Source organism: Kitasatospora sp. NPDC093550 (assembly GCF_044764985.1).
Classification (GTDB): Bacteria; Actinomycetota; Actinomycetes; order Streptomycetales; family Streptomycetaceae; genus Kitasatospora.
The window spans coordinates 20679-38201 of record NZ_JBIWJF010000033.1; the positions used below are offsets into that span (position 1 = coordinate 20679).

Consider the following 17523-nt stretch of genomic DNA (forward strand, 5'->3'; position numbering starts at 1 on the left):
CGGCCTCCGTCAGGGGGTGGGCGGGAGGGCGGGGGCGTGGCGGGGTTGGCGGGGGAGCGGGAGGGTGAGGGCCTCGGGGGAGTTGGGTGGGAGGGCGAGGGCGGCGGCGGTCTCGGCGGGGAGGGGGTGGAGGCCGAGGAGGGCGGTGGTGAGGCGGGTGGTGGCGCGGTGCCAGTCGGGGACGCGCTGGAGCATGGCGTGGCCGCTGCCGGTGACGGTGTAGCCGCAGACGCGGGCGCCGGCGGCGCGGCTGCGGGCGGCGAAGGCGCGGGTGTCGGCGGGCAGGGTGACGGTGTCCCGGTCGCCGTGCAGCACCAGGACGTCGCGGTCGGCCAGTTGGTCGCAGGGGTCCTCGGCCGGGCACCAGGGGGCGAGGGCGATCAGGCCGGTGACGGAGGGGTGTCCGCCGGCCCGGAGGGCGGCGCGTCCGCCCATCGAGTGGCCGATCAGGACGGTCGGCACGGGGCCGAGCGCGGCGGCGAGTTCATCGAGGGCGGTGAGTGCGTCCCGGGCGGCGTCGGCGCGTTCGCCGTTCCAGCCGCGGTGGCGGTAGCGGACGGTGGCGACGGCGACCTGGGCGTCCGCGGTCGCCCTGGTGAGCGCGCGCAGGAAGCCGTGCATGCGGAGCAGCGGGAGGTTGAGGCGGCCGGGCCGGGCGAGGTTGTGCTCCTCGCCGCCGTGCAGGACGAGGACGGCGGCCCGGGCCCCGTGCGGGCGGGTCCGCCAGTGCAGCGCCCGGTGTCCCACCGTGCTGTCCGCCGCACTGTCCGCCGTCGTACCGCTCACTGCCGCACCGTCCTGTCCGTCCCGCCCCGTGGTCCGTCCCCCCGGAACGCCACTGTACGCGGGCGGACCGCCGGACCGTTCAGCCGAGGGAACCATCCCGGACGCCGGACGCCGGACGCCGGACGCCGGACGCCGGTCACCTGGTCAACGGGGCGGGTGGCTCAGACCTCCAGCAGGCGCTGCTCGCGCACCAGCCAGCAGATCGCGGTCAGCCGGAGCACGGCGTAGTCGTGGCCGACCGGCTCCCGCCAGCCGATCTCGGTGAGCGCGTCGAGGAAGCCCTGCGCGTAGTCGGACAGGTCCGCACGGTCCAGCGGCCGGGCCGCGAGCTCCGGGCCCTGCGCGTAGAGCAGTTCGCGCAGCATCGCCGCGTGCTGGTCGACCGCCGCGACGAACCCGGGCTCGAAGGCGAACTCGGCCAGCCGCGGCGTGAAGGCCGTCACGATGCCGGGCAGCGGGCAGCCGGCCGGCTCGTCGGGGGAGCGGAACGATTCGTCGGAGGTCGCGAACATCCGTCCACGGTAGGCGAGCCCGGGGGCGGGCGCGGCGGGCCGTGACGGTTCCGTGCTGAGACCTTGGCCACCCGTGCGGGGTGTCGGTACGTTCCGTGTTCTGGCCGGTTCCCTGCGCTCACGGTCGGGTGGTCCGTACCAGAATGGTGCGCATGGATCTTCGCATCTTCACCGAACCCCAGCAGGGCGCGAGCTACGACACCCTCCTGGCGGTCGCCCGCACCGCGGAGGAACTCGGTGCCTTCAGCGCCTTCTTCCGCTCCGACCACTACCTGAAGATGGGCGACGTGGACGGCCTGCCCGGGCCGACCGACGCCTGGATCACCCTGGCCGGTCTCGCCCGCGACACCCGCACGATCCGCCTCGGCACCCTGATGACCGCCGCCACCTTCCGGCTGCCCGGGGTGACCGCGATCCAGGTCGCCCAGGTGGACGCGATGAGCGGCGGCCGGGTGGAGTTCGGTCTCGGCGCCGGCTGGTTCGAGGCCGAGCACACCGCCTACGGCATCCCCTTCCCCAAGGAGAAGTTCGGACGGCTGGAGGAGCAGCTGGAGATCATCACCGGGTTGTGGAACACCAAGCTGGGCGACACCTTCGACTTCGCCGGCGAGTACTACACCCTGACCGGCTCGCCCGCGCTGCCCAAGCCCGCCCAGGACCGCATCCCGGTGCTGGTCGGCGGCCACGGCCCGAAGCGCACCCCGGCGCTGGCGGCCCGCTTCGCCGACGAGTTCAACCTGCCGTTCGCCTCGGTGGACGACTCCGCGGCCCAGTTCGGCCGGGTCCGCGCCGCGGTCGAGCAGGCCGGGCGCTCGGCCGACGACCTGGTGTACTCCAACGCCCTGGTCGCCTGCGTCGGCCGGGACGACGCCGAGGTGGCCCGCCGGGCCGCCGCCATCGGCCGTGAGGTCGACGAGCTGAAGGCCAACGGCCTGGCCGGCACCCCGGACGAGGTCGTCGAGAGGATCGGCCGGTACGCGGCCGTCGGCAGCGAGCGGATCTACCTGCAGATCCTCGACCTGGACGACCTGGACCACCTGGAGCTGATCGCCTCCCGGGTCGCCCCGCAGCTCGGCTGACCCGGGTCCGCCCGGGCGGCCGCAGTGCGGAGGCGGACGGGGCACCGCGGCCTGAGGCGGACGGGGCACCGCGGCGCCGGGGCGGACGGGAGAGCGTCCCGTCCCCCGTCACGGCGGCGTCCGGAATCGGGCCCGGTCCGGTCACGGGGCCGGGCCCGGCACGGGCCGTCCGTACCCGCTCCGACCTCCGCCCTTTACTCGCTCTTGGGAATGCGCCATGCTCCTGGGGAGGGAACGGCGGGGGGAGAACCGGTGAGCGGGACGAGAACGGCGCGGGCGGCGGTGCCGAGCGCACCGCCTCCGCGCACCGCCGGGGAACGCGTCGTCCTGCCCCCGCCGCACGACCCGTCGCACGACCGGCCCGCCCTGCACGAGCTGCGCGGGCCCGGCCCGGTGGCGCTGCGCTACCCGGCCGGTGACCTGCTGGTCGTCACCGGTCTGCCGGGCAGCGGCAAGAGCACCCTGATGCGCCGCTGCGTCCGCGCCCCGCTGGTCGACTCCCAGGCGGTCCGCGAGGAGTACGCGGCCCGGCTGCCCGGCCGCCTCCCGTACGCCCTCTACCGCCCGGTCGCCCGGCTCGCGCACTACCGGCGGCTGCGCCGGGCCGTGCTGGACGGCGGACCGCTCGCGATACACGACTGCGGCACCCTGCCCTGGGTGCGGTCCTGGCTGGCCGGCGCCGCCGCCCGGCAGGGCCGCCGGGTGCACCTGCTGCTGCTCGACGTGGACCCGGGGGAGGCGCTGGACGGGCAGCGGCGGCGCGGGCGCGGTGTCTCCCGCTACGCCTTCGTCCGGCACGTCACCGGCGTCGCCCGGCTGCGCCGCCGGATCCTCGGGGACGGCCGGCTGCCGGCCGGCTGTGCGTCGGCCGTGGTACTCGACCGGGCCGCCGCGCGCGCCCTGCGGGAGATCGACTTCACGGCGTCGTAGTCTCGGCGAGTCCGCGCCGGGCAGCGCGCCGGCGGGTCCGCTCGGAGCGCACGTCAGGGGCGGCCGGGACTCCGTCAACTCCCCCCGTCAGGAGCGCAGATGCGCCGTTCTTCCCGGGTGCGCTCGCGTGCCCCCCGCCTGTTCCCCTGCGCCGCCGCACTGGTCGCCGCGGCCGGACTGAGCCAGTTCGCGGCCCCGGTCCCGCAGCGGGCCGCCGCCGTCGCCCCGACGACCGTGTGCGAGGGCGGCGCGGCGGCGTCCGATGCCGCGGTCACCGATGCCTCGGTCACCGACGCCGCGGCGCGGAAGCCGGCCGGCGGCCAGGCCGGGAAGGACCCGAACACCGTCAGCGGCGTCCAGGCCCGGGCGATGGAGGCCGACCTCGCCGACCGGCTCGCCGCGCTCGGCACCGCCCGCACGCACCGCGGCGCCCCGACCACCGTCCCGGTCTACGTCCACGTGATCCACGCCGGCGCCACCGGCAAGCTGGACGCGGGCGCCGTCACCGCCCAGCTCGACCACCTCAACACCACCTACGGCGGCCAGGGCGCGGGCAACACCCCCACCCCGTTCCACTTCGAGCTGGCCGGCACCGACTGGACCGACAACGCGGCCTGGTACAGCGGCATGACCCCCGGCTCGGCGGCCGAACAGGCGATGAAGCGCTCCCTGCGCAAGGGCGACCAGGGCGCCCTCAACCTCTACACCGCCCGGCTCGGCCAGTCCCTGCTCGGCTGGTCCACCTTCCCCAGCGAGTACCGGTCGGACCCGACGGGCGACGGCGTGGTCGTGCTGGACGCCTCGCTGCCGGGCGGCTCCGCCACGCACTACGACGAGGGCAACACCGCCACGCACGAGATCGGCCACTGGCTCGGCCTCTTCCACACCTTCCAGGGCGGCTGCCTCGGCCAGGGCGACTACGTGGACGACACCCCGGCCGAGCGCAGCGCCGCCTACGGCTGCCCCGAGGGCCGCGACACCTGCCCGAGCACCGGTCTCGACCCGATCCACAACTTCATGGACTACAGCTACGACTCGTGCATGAGTCAGTTCACCCCCGGGCAGGTCCAGCGCATGGTGAACTCCTGGGCTGCCTACCGGAGTTGACGCCTCGAAGGCGCTGCAGGAGACGTCCGGGCAGCGCGGCGTCCGGCCGTCCGCGGCGCGGCGGGGCTTACCGGGCGCGGCGGCATCGTCGCAGGCGGACCGGGCCCGCCGCACCGGATGTGAACGCGGAGCGGCGTGGTTGGCGCGGCAACTGCCGACCGCCTGTCCGATTCGACCTGTGTTCGGCGGGTCGGGACCGATCAGGAGCAACCGAAGGAGCAGGGCATGCGTGCCATTCCCCGGATCGTCGTCGGCGTCGACGGCTCGCCCGCCTCCGAGCAGGCGCTGCGCTGGGCCGTCGACTACGCGAAGGCCGTCGGCGGGACCGTCGACGCGATCGCCGCCTGGGAGTACCCGGCGTTCTACGGCTGGGCCGGACAGGGCGTGCCGACCGTCGAGACCTTCAACCCCGAGGAGCTCGCGGGCAGGACCCTCTCCGAGACCGTCGCCAAGGTCGTCGGCGACGACCCGGCCGTGCCGATCCGCGAGAGCGTGGTCCCCGGCGGCGCCGCCACAGCCCTGCTGGAGGCGGCCAAGGGCGCCGCGCTGCTCGTGGTCGGCAGCCGCGGCCTCGGCGGGTTCTCCGGCGTGCTGCTCGGCTCGGTCAGCCGCCACCTCACCGAGCACGCGCCGTGCCCGGTGGTCGTCGTCCGCGAGGGCCAGGCCCCGGCGCACTAGCCGGAGCAAGCGGAGCAGCCGGAGCAGCCGGCGCGGGGCCGGTGCGCCGCCGGGCCGCCGTGCGGACCAGAATGGAGACATGCCAGAAGGTGACTCCGTCTACCGCGTGGCGGCCCGGCTGCACGAGGCCCTCGCCGGTCAGCTGCTGACCAGCGCCGACCTGCGGGTGCCCGCCCACGCCACCGCCGGCCTGGCCGGCCGCCGGGTCCTGGAGGTCGTCCCGCGCGGCAAGCACCTGCTCACCCGCCTCGAGGGCGGACTCACCCTGCACACCCATCTGCGGATGGACGGCCGCTGGGAGGTCTACCGGCCCGGCGAGCGGTGGACCGGTGGCCCCGCCTGGCAGATCCGCGCCGTCCTCGGCACCGAGCGGGGCACCGCCGTCGGCTACCGGCTGCCCGTCGTCGAGCTGCTGCGCACCACCGACGAGCAGCGCGCCGTCGGCCACCTCGGCCCGGACCTGCTCGGCCCCGACTGGGACCCGGTCGAGGCCGTCCGCCGGCTCCTCGCCCGCCCGAGCCGTCCGGTCATCGAGGCCCTGCTCGACCAGCGCAACCTGGCCGGGATCGGCAACGTCTACGCCAACGAGCTGTGCTTCGTGGCCGGGGTGACGCCGTGGACCGAGGTCGGTGAACTCCCGCACCCCGACCGGCTGGTGGAACGCGCCCAGCGGATGCTGGAGGTCAACAAGCTGCGCCCCGGCCACATCACCACCGGCGACACCCGCCCCGGCTACCAGCACTGGGTCTACGGCCGGGCCGGGCGGCCCTGCCCGCGCTGCGTCACCCCGGTCGCGGCCGGGCGGCAGGGCGAACCCCCGCGCGACCGCTCGGTGTTCTGGTGCCCGTACTGCCAGCGCGGCCCCGCTCCGGAGGCCGCCCGGCCGGGCCGGGGGCGGCCGCCGGGGCGGTTCTGAGCCGGGGGTCCGTCGACGAGACCCCGTGTTCCGCCTGCGGGTGGGGGCCGGTCCGGGCTCAGGCCCGCTCCACCAGGGCGGGGTGCCGGGGGTCGTCCATCCGGACGGTGAGGTCGGCGAGTTCGGCGGGGACGGTCTCGGCCTCGTAGCGGGCGAAGGCGGGCAGGGTCCACTGCTGGTCGGCGGGCGTGCGGCGGGCCAGGGCGGCCGGGGTGAGGGCCAGGTGGACGGTCAGGTCCAGCGGCAGCCAGCGGCCGAGCAGCAGCGCTCCGTCCAGCAACAGCACGGCGTTGGGCGCGAGTCGGGTGTACGGGGCGCGGGTGGAGCGATCGGTGACCGGGTCGCGCAGGGAGGGCAGGACGCGGCCGCTGCCGCCCGGCTCCAGGGGGTCGAGGACCTCGCGCAGCAGGGCCCCGTCGTCCAGCCAGAGGTCGTGGAAGGCGTCCGCGTCGTGGTGGCCGTACTCCAGGCGGATCGAGGCCGGGCGGAGGAAGTCCGTCGCCGACACCCGCAGCGTGGGGCGGCCGCGCAGCCGCAGCGGCTCCACCAGGGCGTCGGCGAGCTCCTCGGGCCGGGCGGCCGGGGCGCCGTCGACGGCCACCCGCAGCCGGCGGTCGGCGGCGTCGGGCAGGGCGGTGATGCGGTCGGCGAGCAGCTCGGCCAGCTTGTCGGGGGAGATCGGGCGTACCTGCATCGGGCCATCCTGCCTTGGTGGGGTCGCGTCCTGCGGAACCGGAACCGGAACCGGAGCCGGGCCCGGTTCCGGCTCGGGGCCGCTCAGGCCAGCGGGAGGGCGTGCAGGACGTCGTCGTGGCCGGCGTAGAGGCGGCCCCCGTCGGTGGCGAGGCTCCAGACGTCCCGGCCGGGGCCCGAGTCGCGGAAGGTCCACGCCAGCTCGCCGGTCGTGGTGTGGATCGCGCTGACCCCGCCGACCGCCGTACCCGGGACGAACAGCGTGTCGTTCGCGACCAGCGGGCGGGTGCGGCGGTCCAGCAGGTACGGCAGGCGGCAGGTCCACGCGACGGCGCCGGTGTCCGCGTCGTGGCCGGTCACGACGCCGTTGTCGCGCGCGACGTACACCCGCGTGCCGTTCGGGACGGGCGGCAGCGCGCGCCAGGACTCGCCGCGGGCGGGCGAGTACGTCCAGCCGGGCTCGCCACCGGGGCGCAGCGCGCGCACGCCGCCGGTGCCGTCCGGGACGTAGACGTCCTGCGGGCCGGCCACGCACCAGCGCAGGTCCTCGTCGCCGGGGGCGGTCCACAGCGGGCGGCCGGTGGCGGCCTCGCGGACCACCAGCTCGGCGCGGTTGCCGAGGAAGCGGACGCAGGCCAGGAAGCTTCCGCCGACCCTGGTGGCCGGGGTGATCGGCTGTTCCTCGCGCTCGGTGGGGACGGACCAGAGGAAGGACCGGTCGGCGACCCGCAGGGCGAACAGCCGGTGTTCCGCGGGGGCGTCGTCCGACCGGTGGCGGCCCCAGGAGTAGCCGTAGAGCACGCCGTGGTCGTAACCGGCCAGCCGGGTCTCGCCCTGCAGGTCGTCGGGCAGCGGCAGGCTCCAGTCGGCGCCGGGGTCGGTGAGGTGGCGGGCTTCGAGGTGGCCCTCGTAGGTGGTGGTGAAGAGGCGGTCGGGCCCGATCGCGACCTTGCCGAGCATGTCGAGGTCGTTCGGCCAGTCCCGGGCCTCGGGCGGGTCGAAGACCAGCAGCCGGGCGGCGGTGCCCCGGGCCGGGTCGAGGACCTGCAGGCCGTTCCTGGAGAGGTAGACGGGCCGGCCGGGCGGATCGGTGAGCCGCTCCGGGGTCATCGTCTCGGCGCCCCGGTAGGTCCAGACCGGGGTCGGCCCGGACAGGGCGGTGGGCTGCGGCCTGGTCGGCTTCGGCGCGGGGAGCCCCTCGCCGGCACCCGAACGGCCGAACGCCCAGACGGCCCCGCCGGCGGCGAGCACCCCGGCCCCGACCAGCAGCCGGCGCCGGCTCAGCCGCGGACCGTCCCCGCCCCCGGCGATCACCTCCCCCGGGGCCTCGGCCGCGCCGCCGTCCTCCGCGTCCCACTGCCACGCCGCCTCGCGCGCGGACCCCTCGGACGACGGCGACTGCATGTGCTCTCGCTTCCCCACCGACGGCCCGGCGCCGCCACCCGTCGGGAGGATATCGAACAGTCTTCGAACCGTCCGAAACCGCGGAACTCCCGTACTAGGCTGTGGCACACGGCACCCAGGCCCGCCCAACAGCCCCGGGGAGGTACGCCGTGACGGCCGGGATGACCGCACCCGAGTGGATGCACCGGCAGATCGCCAGCGAGCAGTACGACTCCTGGACCGACGAGCAGTGCGCGGGCATCGAGATCGTCGACGGGATGGTGGTCGTGTCCCCGAGTGCCTCCAAGCGGCACAACCGGCTCGCCCGGTTCCTCGCGAACGCGCTGGACGAGGCGGAGGGCGTCGAGTGGAACGCCGACACCGGCTTCGACGTGCGGCTGCAGGACGTGCCGCTGAACAACCGCAGGCCCGACGTGGTGGTCTACCGCGCCGACTCGATCGACGAGGCGCCGACCAGACCCCAGCACGTGCTCCTGCTGGTCGAGGTGGTCTCGCCGGGCTCGGAGACCACCGAGCGGGTGGTCAAGCTCGACCAGTACGCCCGGGCGGGCATCCCGTTCCACTGGCGGGTCGAGCAGGCCGCGGGCCGGGTGCCGATCGTGCACACGTACGTGCTGGACGCGGCCGTGGGGGCGTACCGGGCGGGGGAGGTGTTCACCGGGCTGGTCAAGGCCGATGTGCCGTACCCGGTCGAGGTGGACCTGTCCGGGGACTGAGCGGCTCGCCCGTCAGTGCTCCCCCGGGGGGTGGTCGGCGAGGTCGGCGAGGACGTCGGCGTGGCAGGGGAGCGGGGCGCACCAGCAGGCGAGGCGGTGGCCGCGCAGGGGTGGGACGAGGGCGAGCAGGTCGGGGCGGGCGAGGAGGTAGGCGCGGTACTTCGCGACCATCTGTTCGCGGGTGAGGCCGGGGCCCGGGCGGTACGGGGAGTGCAGGGGGGATTCGGCGAGGTGCCAGCCGCCGCGGTGCACGGCGCGGCCGACGTAGACGACGTCGTCGTCGTCGGGGTCGTCGCGGTGGCCCTTGAGGTTGACCACGGTGGTGCGGCGGGGGGTGCTCGGCATGGCCTCCATGCTGGTGCAAGCGGGGCGGGCCGGCAGCCCGGGGTGGGGGCGGTCCCGCCTTGACACGCTTCCGCGCCCGGCGTAGCAAAAGAGCATGCGCCATCCGCACGCGACCGGTGGGGCCCCTGGGGCGCGGTCCGGGTCGGACCGGCCGCCGGAGCCCGGGGCCGACGCGGAGGTGCGCCGGGCGGTGCCCCGTTCCGTGCAGGGGCCGGCCGGGCGGGCGGACCACCGGCGGGACGAGCTGCTCGCGGACGCCGTGCGCCGGGTGCTGGGCTCCGACGGGGCGTACGGCGCGATGGTGCACCTGCGGTCGCGTGACCGCAGCTCGCTGGTGCTGCGGACGGTCGCTGGGGTGCCGCTGGCGGTGATGAGCCCGTTCCGGCAGATCGCGACGGCCGGGCCGCTGCCGGTCGCGGTCTGCTTCCGGACCGGGCACACGATCGAGCTCTCCGACGCCGAGGACACCATGCGGCGCTTCCCGCAGCTCGCGGTCGGCCTCCCGTACGACTTCGGCTCGGTCTGCGTGCCGGTGGAGCACGGCGAGGAGCGGTTCGGGGTGCTGAGCGCGTTCTGGCCCGCCTCGGACGACGGGGTGCCGCCGGCCGCCGGCCCGGAGCTCGCCGCGGTGGCGGCCGAACTCGGCGACGGGCTGGCCCAGTTGGAGGCCGCCGGGCAGTCGGTGGAGCCGGGCGGGGAGGCGGTCGTGGTGGAGTTGCCGCTGCCGTCCGTGCCGACCACCCGGGTCGGGCTGTTCGACTGGAACCTGGCCACCGGGGAGCTGTCCGCCGACGAGGGATTCCGGGAGATCCTCGGCTTCGGACCGGGCGAGTTCGACGGCACGGTGGCGGCGCTGAACCGCCGGGTCGCCCCGGGTGACCTGCCGGAGTTCCGGGCCGCCGCGCGGACCGCGCTGGAGCAGGGGGAGGTGCTGGCGGCCCGGGTCCGGGTGCTGGGGCCGGACGGCCTGCCGTACCCGGTGGAGCTCTGGGCGCGGGTGCCCTCGGCGATCTCGGACGGCCGCGACCACCTGGTGGGCGCCGTGCTGGACGTCCGGAGCCTCACCGCCGCCGCGGCCGCCGTCGAGCGGCTGCACGAGGGCGTGTTCTCGCTCGACCTGGACGGCCGGATCGGCTACGCCAACCGCGCCACCGAGCTGCTGCTCCGGGCCCGCCGCGAGGATCTGGTCGGCCACCACCCCTGGGACGTGCTGCCCTGGCTCGCCGACCCCTTCTACGAGAACCGCTACCGCGCGGCCCTGCTCTCCCAGCGGCCCGCCACCTTCCTGGCCGCCCGCCCGCCGGAGGGCTGGCTGGCCTTCTCGCTCTACCCCGACGCGCACGGCCTCACCGGCCGGGTGGTCGCCGCCGAGCCCCCGCCCGGCGCCGCCGCCGCGCCGGCCGCCCCGCCGCCCGTCACGCGCAGCGGCGGCGTGGGCGGCACCCACCACCTGCTGCAGCTGGCCAGCGCGCTCACCGAGGCGGTCACCGTCCGGGACGTGTGCCAGGCGGTGGCCGAGCAGATCCTGCCGGCCTTCGGCGGGCAGGAGCTCGCCATCTACGGGGTGCGCGACCAGTGCCTGCACCTGGTCTCGCAGAGCGGCTACCCGGACGGCTTCCTCGATTCCTTCGAGGGCACCCCGATCGACGCCCGCGTCCCCGGCGCGGAGACGCTCAGCACCGGCACCCCGATCTTCTTCGAATCGGTGCGCGAACTGGCCGCCGCCTACCCCGGCCTCGCCCTGGACGAGATGGGCGCCTGGGCCTTCCTGCCGCTGATCGCCTCCGGCCGTCCGGTCGGCAGCTGCATCCTGGGCTTCGGCCGTCCGCGCCCGTTCACCGTCGAGGAGCGCGGCCTGCTCACCGCCCTGGGCGGCTTCATCGCCCAGGCCCTGGAGCGCGCCCGGCTCTACGACGCGGAGTTCGCGCTGGCCCGCGGTCTGCAGCAGGCACTGCTGCCGCACCGGCTGCCCGAGGTGCCCGGCATCCGGATCACCGCCCGCTACCTGCCCGGCACCCAGGGGATGGAGATCGGTGGCGACTGGTACGACGCGATCGTCACGGGCGGCGACGTCACCCTGGTGATCGGGGACGTCGAGGGCCACAGCGTCGCCGCCGCCGCCACGATGGGCCAGCTGCGCAGCGCCGTCCGCGCCTTCACGACCGGCGGCGACCCGCCCGACCAGGTGCTCGCCCGCACCAACCGGCTGCTGCTCGACCTCGACCCGGGGCTGCTCGCCAGCTGCTGCCTGGTCCGGCTCACCCCGGCCGACGGCACCGCCCGCTTCGCCCGGGCCGGGCACATGCCGCCGGTCCTGCGCCACCCGGACGGGCGGGCCGAGGCGCTGGACGTGGCGGGCGGCCCGCTGCTGGGCGTCGACGAGCGGGCCGCGTACCCGGTCAGCGAGCTGCGGCTGCGGCCGGGGGCGGTGCTCGCCCTGTACACGGACGGGCTGGTCGAGGACCCGGCGGTGGCGATCGACCAGGGCGTGGACCGGCTGCGGGCCGCGCTGGACCGGGGGCCGGCCGGGGAGGGACTGGAGGCGGCGGCCGAGCGGCTGCTGCGGGAGGTCGGCTCGACCGGCCGGGTCGACGACGTGGCGCTGCTGCTGACGGCCTTCGGCTGAGCGGGCACCGACGAAAGTCGGCCTTCGGCTGCGACGAAGGAGGACGGCGGGTGTGTCGGGCGGCCCGTTAGCCTCGACGGGTGAATGCGATCGCGCGGGCCTGGAAGACGGCGGTACGGACGGCGCTGCCCGGGCCCTGGCGGCCCCGGCGGGTGGTGAGCGAGGCGCTGCTCGCCGTGCTGATGGGCGGCCTCGCGGGCCTGCTGGAGGCCCTCATGGGCACCGGCCTGGCGGTGCCCTTCGGCCTCGGCGTCGCGGTGCTGTGGGTGCTGCGGCGGGGGACGCCGGCCACCGTGCTGCTGGCGGCGTCGGCCGGAACCGGCTGGTCGGGCGGGCCGGTGCTGCTGCTGGTCTGTGCGGGCTGGGTGGCCGGGGCGCGGATCCGCCGGGTCTGGACGCTGGTCGGCGCCTTCGTCCTGAGCTGGGCGCTGTTCACCGTGACGGGCGTGCTGAAGGACGGCTCCTCGGTCTCGCCGAAGCTCGTCCTCGGGCTGTCGCTCGGCGGCTACCTGGTGCTCGCCGTGCTGCCCGCGCTCTACGGCCGTTACCGCGCGCAGCGGCGCGCCCTGCTGGACGCGCTGCGCGAGCGCAACGACCAGCTGCTGCGCGAGCGGGTCATGGTGGTGCACCAGGCGCGGCTGCGCGAGCGGCACCGGATCGCCCAGGACATGCACGACAGCCTGGGTCACCAGTTGGCGCTGATCTCGGTGCACTCCGGCGCGCTGGAGGTGGACCGGACGCTCACCGACCGGCAGCGGGAGGCGGTCGGCGTGCTGCGGCAGGCGGCGGTCGCGGCGATGCGCGAGCTGCGCGAGGTGGTCGGGGTGCTGCACGACGAGTCGACCGCGGTGCCGCCCACGGCGGGGGCGGCGGGCACGGCGGCCGCCCGGGGCGGGGTGGACGGGATCGACGGGCTGCTGGAGTCCTCCCGGGCCGCGGGGGCGGAGGTCACGCTGAGCCGGGAGGGCGAGCGACGTCCGCTGCCGGCCGCGGTCGACCACGCGGCGTACCGGATCGTGCAGGAGGCGCTCACCAATGCGCACAAGCACGCCCCCGGCGCACCCATCGCGGTCGCGCTCCGGTACGAACCGGATGCCCTGGTGGTGGAGGTCGTCAACACCCGCGCCCCGGAGCCGGTGGGCGCGCGCGCCGGAGCGGGCCAGGCCGTCAGCGGCGGTCAGGGGCTGACCGGCTTGCGGGAGCGCGCGCGGCTGGTCGGTGGCATGGTGCACGCCGGGCCCACGCCCGCGCACGGCTTCCGGCTGGCCGCCGTGTTGCCGTACGAGGGGACGGAGGGCAGCGCGGAGGGCGCCGCCGCCGAGGCCGGCGTGAACGGCTGGGTGCCGGAGGGCCTGCCGGCCGACGGGACGGAGGGCGGGCGCCGCAGTCCGGCGCTCGGCTGCGCGCTCGGGGTGGTGGGGGTCGGGGTGGTCCTGCTGGGGTTGGTGGTGTGGGGCGTTGTCGGCTTCGTCGACGGCACCCGCGACGCGACGGTGAAGAGGGCGCGGTACGACCGGATCCAGGTCGGCACGGCCGAGTCCGCGGTGCTGGCCGAACTGCCGCCCGGGAACAGCCTCTTCACCGACGACTACAAGAAGACGGGGCCGACCCGGCCGGAGGGGGCGCACTGCCGCTGGTACCTCCTGTCCGGCTTGCCCGGAGACGCCTGGAACGATCAGCACGTCGCGCGCTTCTGCTTCAAGGACGGGGTGCTGGTGGACAAGCAGGAGTACGTCAGCAAGGACTGAGCGCCCCCGTCCCCGGTGCGGGGCCGGGGCACCCGGGATGTGAGGATGGGGCCGCAGTCCGAGCACCGTTCGAGGGGAATGACCAGCGTGATCCGAGTCCTCGTCGCCGACGACGAGCCGCTGATCCGGGCCGGGATCAGGATGATCCTCGGCTCCGCCGACGACATCGAGGTGGTCGCCGAGGCCGCCGACGGTCGGGAGGCGCTGGAGCTCGCGCGGGCGCACCGGGTGGACGTGGTGCTGCTGGACATCCAGATGCCGGTGATGGACGGCCTGACGGCGCTCGGCGAGTTGGCGAGGGTCGCCCCCGGCGCGCGGGCGCTGATCCTCACCACCTTCGGGGAGCGCGAGAACGTCCTGCGCGCCGTGACCGAGGGCGGCGCCGGCTTCCTGCTCAAGGACACCGCGCCGAACGAACTGATCCAGGCCGTGCGGGCGGCGGCCGGCGGCAACGCCTTCCTGTCCCCGGCCGCGACCCGGCACATCGTCGACTCGCTGGCGGCCGGGCACAGCGGCTCCCTGGCCGCCCGCAGGGCCGCCGCCCGGCGTCGGCTGGAGGTGCTCACCGAGCGCGAGTCGGAGGTCCTGGCGCTGCTCGGCGAGGGCCTGTCCAACGCCGACGCGGGCGCCAGGATCCACATGAGCGAGGCGACGGTGAAGACCTACGTGAGCCGGATCCTGGCCAAGTTGGGCTGCGAGAACCGGGTCCAGGCCGCGCTGCTGGCGCGGGACGCGGAGCTCGACGGGCGGAACTGAGAGCGCTCGCGCGGTCACGGAACGTGCCGGGTGTGGGCGATGCCACTCGGCGGCCGCGCGGAACCGGGAACTCCGGCTGCGGTGGTGACGATCCGTCAGTCATCCGTTGCGATGAGTCGATGGTGTGCCGGCGCTTGTGAAGGGATAGGTGTGAGCGAGGGCACGGAAATCGATCATTCGATCTTGAAAATGCGGTCAAACCTGGTCGAACCGGGCATCGTTTCTTGATCGATACCGCCGGTAACAGTCAACTGACCTGCGACGTCGAAGAATTGCTTGCTGCGCCCCGGGGATGCCCCTAGCTTCATTGGCGGCGCAACGAGCGCCACCCGGGTTCACCCCGACCCACCGCCCGCCGACTGACCCACGGCGCGAGGGCGGTACCCGCCGACCAGGCCGGCTCCAACGGGCCGTCGGCGAGCGGAGGTGACCGCGGCGGCACGGCACGTTCCGACACGTGCCCGGCCGCCCGTCGAGTGAGGTGAGCGGATATCACCGGCCCATGTCCCGGGCCTGGTTCCGCCTGCCCGCCCGGGGCTCGTCGAGAGGACTTACATGACCCCCCGTCACGAGACCGCCGCTGCCACCGAGACCACCGTCACCAAGCGCAACCGCGTGCGGATGGCGGTCGTCGCGGGCGCCGCCATCGCGGCCCTGCCGGTGGCCGGCCTCGTCACGGCCACCTCGGCCTCCGCCGCTCCGGCGTCCACCTGGGATGCCGTCGCGCAGTGCGAGAGCGGCGGCAACTGGAGCATCAACACCGGCAACGGGTTCCACGGTGGACTGCAGTTCTCCCCCAGCACCTGGAAGGCGTACGGCGGCACCGCGTACGCCCCCCAGGCCAACCAGGCGACCAGGGCGCAGCAGATCGCGATCGCCGAGAAGGTGCTGGCCTCGCAGGGGCCGGGCGCCTGGCCGGTCTGCTCGAAGAAGGCGGGTCTCAGCAAGGGCGGCGCCCCGGCGTCCGTCGACACCGCCACCAACGCCAAGCCGGCCGCCAAGCCCGCGACGCCGGCCCAGCCGGCCAAGCCGGCGAAGCCCGTCGCCAAGCAGGCCCCGGTCGCCAAGCCCCAGGCGCCCGCGGTCTCCGACCCGGCCGAGGCCCGCCCGTCGGCCAAGCCGGTGCAGTCCGCGCCGGTCCCGTCCGCCGCGCCGGTCGCGCCGGTCGCGGCGACGAACACCGCGGCCGGCAGCTACACCGTCCAGAGCGGTGACACGCTGAGCGACATCGCGGCCAGGTTCGGCGTCGACACCGACGGCCTGTACGGCAAGAACGTGAGCGTCATCGGCGGCGACCCGGATCTGATCTTCCCGGGCCAGACCCTGACCGTCTGACGGTCCGCGACCGTCGACGGCCCGCGGGCCGCCTGACGAGTCCTTCAGCGAGCCTCCGCCGGAGCGCCGGACCCAGCCTCCGGCGGAGCCTCGCGAACCCGCGCCGAGCGGCCGCCCTCCCCGTGGGGGCGGCCGCTCGGCGCGGTGCGTCCCGGGCCGTCCGTGGCGGGCGCGGAGCGCCGGTAGGGTCGGCTGATGGTCCGACTGATCGACGACGGCGAACTCACCGCCTCCTCCGTGGTGGCGAACAGCACCATGAACCGTGAGCGCGGGCTCAGCGGGGTGAACAGCTACGCGCGCGAGCTCGGTTTCGACCCCCTGGCATGGCTGCGGGAGCGCTGCTCGCGGGAGCGCTGCCCCCAGGAGCGCGAAGACGCGGCGCCGGGCTGGCTGGACCTGTGCAGCGGTGAGGGCCGGGCCCTGGCGGAGGCGGCGCGGCAGCTGCCCGAGGAGGTCGAGCTGACCGGCGTCGACCTGGTCGGGCCGATGGCTCCGCCGCCGGACGCCGCGGCGCTGCCGGGGCTGAGGCTGGTCACGGCGGCGGTCGCGCAGTGGCGGCCGGGACGGTCCTACGACCTGATCACCTGTGTGCACGGATTGCACTACCTCGGCGACCAGCTCGGCGCGATCGCCCGCGCCGCCTCCTGGCTGGCCCCGGACGGCCGGTTCGCCGCCCACTTCGACCCGGACTCGGTGCGCCGGACGGACGGCTCCAGCGCGGCCCGCCCGGTGGTCGCGGCGCTGCGGGCGGCCGGGTTCGAGTACCGGGCGCGGCGGCACCTGCTGGTGCTGGACGGCGGGCGGCCGGTCCGGCTTCCCTTCGACTACGCGGGCGCCGACCCGGCGGCCGGGCCGAACTACACGGGGCAGCCGGCGGTCGGCTCGTACTACCGGTAGGCGCTGGGGGGTGCCACGGCGTGCACGGCGAGTCACGGGTGGGCGGTGCGCGCCACGGACGGGCCGTGCGCCACGAACGGGCGGCGTGCGCGCCGGAGTGCGGCCGCATCCGGCGACATGGTTGAAATTTGAACGCAACGTCCGAATCCCGCCGGAGGTTTGAAGCGCCCCGGACCAGGATCGAGTCATGTCCGCGATCGGAACGAGGAGCTCTGGGGAGATGACGATGAACGGTGCGGGAGCGCTCGACGGCAAGGTGGCCCTGGTGACCGGCGGCAGCCGGGGGATCGGGGCGGCGGTCGCCCTGCGGCTGGCCGAGGACGGCGCCGATGTGGTGCTGACGTACCGGGGCGGCGCGGAGCGGGCCGAGGAGGTCGCCGCCAAGATCACCGCGATGGGACGGACCGGCTGGGCCGTCCGCGCGGACGGTGCGGACCCGCAGGCGGTGCACGGCGTGGTCGCGGCGGTCGCCGAACGGTTCGGGCGGCTGGACGTCCTGGTGAACAACGCGGGCGTCGGCGTCCTCGGCCCGATCGGCGGACTGGCGCTGGACGACGTCGACCGGGTGCTGGAGGTGAACGTCCGGGCGCCCTTCCTGTTCGCCCGGGCGGCCTCCGCGCACCTGACCGAGGGCGGACGGATCGTCACCATCGGCAGCTGCGTGGCCCAGCGGGTCGCCTTCCCCGGCGCCACCCTGTACGCGACCAGCAAGGCCGCGCTGATCGGGCTCACCAAGGCGCTGGCCAGGGAACTCGGCCCGCGCGGGATCACCGCCAACCTGGTGCACCCCGGCCCGATCGACACCGACATGAACCCCGCCGACGGTCCGTCGGCGCAGTTCCAGGCCGGGCTCACGGCGCTCGGCCGCTACGGCACCGGCGCGGAGGTCGCGGCCGCCGTGGCCTACCTGGTCGGCGCGGACGGCCGGTACGTCACGGGCGCGGAGCTGGCGGTGGACGGCGGCTTCGCGGCCTGACGTGCCACCGGCGGCCCCT

Annotated in this window: 18 protein-coding genes; 12 read left to right on the plus strand and 6 right to left on the minus strand. The window is 75.7% G+C overall.

All coding sequences use genetic code 11. From position 1 onward, the window contains the following. Window positions 1-9: 9 nt before the first annotated feature. Window positions 10-786 (minus strand): alpha/beta hydrolase, encoded by a 777-nt coding sequence (locus tag ACIRD3_RS34465; RefSeq protein WP_402224474.1) that lies wholly within the window; start codon window positions 784-786, stop codon window positions 10-12. A gap of 161 nt (window positions 787-947) precedes the next feature. Continuing rightward, a complete protein-coding gene (locus tag ACIRD3_RS34470; RefSeq protein WP_402224476.1) occupies window positions 948-1298 on the minus strand; it encodes a DUF6401 family natural product biosynthesis protein in 351 nt (116 codons plus the stop codon). Between the two features lie 152 nt (window positions 1299-1450). On the opposite strand from ACIRD3_RS34470, the gene ACIRD3_RS34475 reads away from it, so the two are divergent. The 5 genes from ACIRD3_RS34475 to ACIRD3_RS34495 all read left to right on the plus strand — a co-directional run bounded on the left by ACIRD3_RS34475 (window position 1451) and on the right by ACIRD3_RS34495 (window position 6008). Further along, window positions 1451-2377 (plus strand): LLM class F420-dependent oxidoreductase, encoded by a 927-nt coding sequence (locus tag ACIRD3_RS34475; RefSeq protein ID WP_402224479.1) that lies wholly within the window; start codon window positions 1451-1453, stop codon window positions 2375-2377. A gap of 210 nt (window positions 2378-2587) precedes the next feature. Next, window positions 2588-3307, plus strand: a complete 720-nt coding sequence (locus tag ACIRD3_RS34480) for an AAA family ATPase (RefSeq protein ID WP_402224481.1) — start codon at window positions 2588-2590, stop codon at window positions 3305-3307. Window positions 3308-3406: 99 nt separating this feature from the next. Then, on the plus strand, window positions 3407-4414 hold the full coding sequence (locus tag ACIRD3_RS34485) for a zinc metalloprotease (protein WP_402224483.1): 1008 nt from the start codon (window positions 3407-3409) through the stop codon (window positions 4412-4414). Window positions 4415-4639: 225 nt separating this feature from the next. Next, the gene (locus tag ACIRD3_RS34490) at window positions 4640-5092 is read left to right on the plus strand and encodes a universal stress protein (RefSeq protein ID WP_402224485.1); all 453 of its coding nucleotides are present in this window, start codon (window positions 4640-4642) and stop codon (window positions 5090-5092) included. 79 nt (window positions 5093-5171) lie between these two features. Then, on the plus strand, window positions 5172-6008 hold the full coding sequence (locus ACIRD3_RS34495) for a DNA-formamidopyrimidine glycosylase family protein (RefSeq protein WP_402224486.1): 837 nt from the start codon (window positions 5172-5174) through the stop codon (window positions 6006-6008). A 58-nt stretch (window positions 6009-6066) separates the two neighbouring features. On the opposite strand, the gene ACIRD3_RS34500 is transcribed toward ACIRD3_RS34495, so the two are convergent. Next, the gene (locus tag ACIRD3_RS34500; protein WP_402224488.1) at window positions 6067-6702 is read right to left on the minus strand and encodes a uridine kinase; all 636 of its coding nucleotides are present in this window, start codon (window positions 6700-6702) and stop codon (window positions 6067-6069) included. 83 nt (window positions 6703-6785) lie between these two features. Next, window positions 6786-8105, minus strand: a complete 1320-nt coding sequence (locus ACIRD3_RS34505) for a PQQ-binding-like beta-propeller repeat protein (protein WP_402224490.1) — start codon at window positions 8103-8105, stop codon at window positions 6786-6788. A 149-nt stretch (window positions 8106-8254) separates the two neighbouring features. Here ACIRD3_RS34505 and ACIRD3_RS34510 point away from each other — a divergent pair, with 149 nt between their 5' ends. Next, window positions 8255-8821 (plus strand): Uma2 family endonuclease, encoded by a 567-nt coding sequence (locus tag ACIRD3_RS34510; protein ID WP_402224492.1) that lies wholly within the window; start codon window positions 8255-8257, stop codon window positions 8819-8821. Between the two features lie 12 nt (window positions 8822-8833). Here ACIRD3_RS34510 and ACIRD3_RS34515 read toward each other — a convergent pair whose 3' ends face one another. Continuing rightward, complete coding sequence (locus tag ACIRD3_RS34515) at window positions 8834-9166, minus strand: DUF4326 domain-containing protein (protein WP_402224494.1); 333 nt, start codon at window positions 9164-9166, stop codon at window positions 8834-8836. Window positions 9167-9356: 190 nt separating this feature from the next. On the opposite strand from ACIRD3_RS34515, the gene ACIRD3_RS34520 reads away from it, so the two are divergent. The 3 genes from ACIRD3_RS34520 to ACIRD3_RS34530 all read left to right on the plus strand — a co-directional run bounded on the left by ACIRD3_RS34520 (window position 9357) and on the right by ACIRD3_RS34530 (window position 14296). Then, window positions 9357-11792 carry a SpoIIE family protein phosphatase gene (locus tag ACIRD3_RS34520; protein WP_402224496.1) on the plus strand — a complete coding sequence of 812 codons (2436 nt, stop codon included), beginning with the start codon at window positions 9357-9359 and terminating at the stop codon, window positions 11790-11792. 80 nt (window positions 11793-11872) lie between these two features. After that, the gene (locus ACIRD3_RS34525; protein ID WP_402224499.1) at window positions 11873-13540 is read left to right on the plus strand and encodes a sensor histidine kinase; all 1668 of its coding nucleotides are present in this window, start codon (window positions 11873-11875) and stop codon (window positions 13538-13540) included. An 87-nt stretch (window positions 13541-13627) separates the two neighbouring features. Then, on the plus strand, window positions 13628-14296 hold the full coding sequence (locus ACIRD3_RS34530; protein WP_402224606.1) for a response regulator: 669 nt from the start codon (window positions 13628-13630) through the stop codon (window positions 14294-14296). A 173-nt stretch (window positions 14297-14469) separates the two neighbouring features. Here ACIRD3_RS34530 and ACIRD3_RS34535 read toward each other — a convergent pair whose 3' ends face one another. After that, the gene (locus ACIRD3_RS34535; protein WP_402224502.1) at window positions 14470-14625 is read right to left on the minus strand and encodes a hypothetical protein; all 156 of its coding nucleotides are present in this window, start codon (window positions 14623-14625) and stop codon (window positions 14470-14472) included. 226 nt (window positions 14626-14851) lie between these two features. Here ACIRD3_RS34535 and ACIRD3_RS34540 point away from each other — a divergent pair, with 226 nt between their 5' ends. The 3 genes from ACIRD3_RS34540 (at window position 14852) to ACIRD3_RS34550 (ending at window position 17504) form a co-directional block, all read left to right on the plus strand. Next, complete coding sequence (locus ACIRD3_RS34540; protein ID WP_402224503.1) at window positions 14852-15631, plus strand: transglycosylase family protein; 780 nt, start codon at window positions 14852-14854, stop codon at window positions 15629-15631. Window positions 15632-15826: 195 nt separating this feature from the next. Next, on the plus strand, window positions 15827-16528 hold the full coding sequence (locus ACIRD3_RS34545) for a class I SAM-dependent methyltransferase (RefSeq protein ID WP_402224506.1): 702 nt from the start codon (window positions 15827-15829) through the stop codon (window positions 16526-16528). 220 nt (window positions 16529-16748) lie between these two features. After that, window positions 16749-17504, plus strand: coding sequence for an SDR family NAD(P)-dependent oxidoreductase (locus ACIRD3_RS34550; protein WP_402224507.1), 756 nt, complete (start codon window positions 16749-16751; stop codon window positions 17502-17504). Window positions 17505-17523: the final 19 nt, after the last annotated feature.

Coding starts and splice junctions, on each gene's coding strand:
- ACIRD3_RS34500 (WP_402224488.1), bottom strand. CDS start 6,702: ATGCAGGTACGCCCGATCTCCCCCGACAAGCTGGCCGAGCTGCTCGCC.
- ACIRD3_RS34475 (WP_402224479.1), top strand. CDS start 1,451: ATGGATCTTCGCATCTTCACCGAACCCCAGCAGGGCGCGAGCTACGAC.
- ACIRD3_RS34490 (WP_402224485.1), top strand. CDS start 4,640: ATGCGTGCCATTCCCCGGATCGTCGTCGGCGTCGACGGCTCGCCCGCC.
- ACIRD3_RS34505 (WP_402224490.1), bottom strand. CDS start 8,105: ATGCAGTCGCCGTCGTCCGAGGGGTCCGCGCGCGAGGCGGCGTGGCAG.
- ACIRD3_RS34495 (WP_402224486.1), top strand. CDS start 5,172: ATGCCAGAAGGTGACTCCGTCTACCGCGTGGCGGCCCGGCTGCACGAG.
- ACIRD3_RS34550 (WP_402224507.1), top strand. CDS start 16,749: ATGACGATGAACGGTGCGGGAGCGCTCGACGGCAAGGTGGCCCTGGTG.
- ACIRD3_RS34540 (WP_402224503.1), top strand. CDS start 14,852: ATGACCCCCCGTCACGAGACCGCCGCTGCCACCGAGACCACCGTCACC.
- ACIRD3_RS34485 (WP_402224483.1), top strand. CDS start 3,407: ATGCGCCGTTCTTCCCGGGTGCGCTCGCGTGCCCCCCGCCTGTTCCCC.
- ACIRD3_RS34545 (WP_402224506.1), top strand. CDS start 15,827: ATGGTCCGACTGATCGACGACGGCGAACTCACCGCCTCCTCCGTGGTG.
- ACIRD3_RS34480 (WP_402224481.1), top strand. CDS start 2,588: ATGCGCCATGCTCCTGGGGAGGGAACGGCGGGGGGAGAACCGGTGAGC.
- ACIRD3_RS34515 (WP_402224494.1), bottom strand. CDS start 9,166: ATGCCGAGCACCCCCCGCCGCACCACCGTGGTCAACCTCAAGGGCCAC.
- ACIRD3_RS34470 (WP_402224476.1), bottom strand. CDS start 1,298: ATGTTCGCGACCTCCGACGAATCGTTCCGCTCCCCCGACGAGCCGGCC.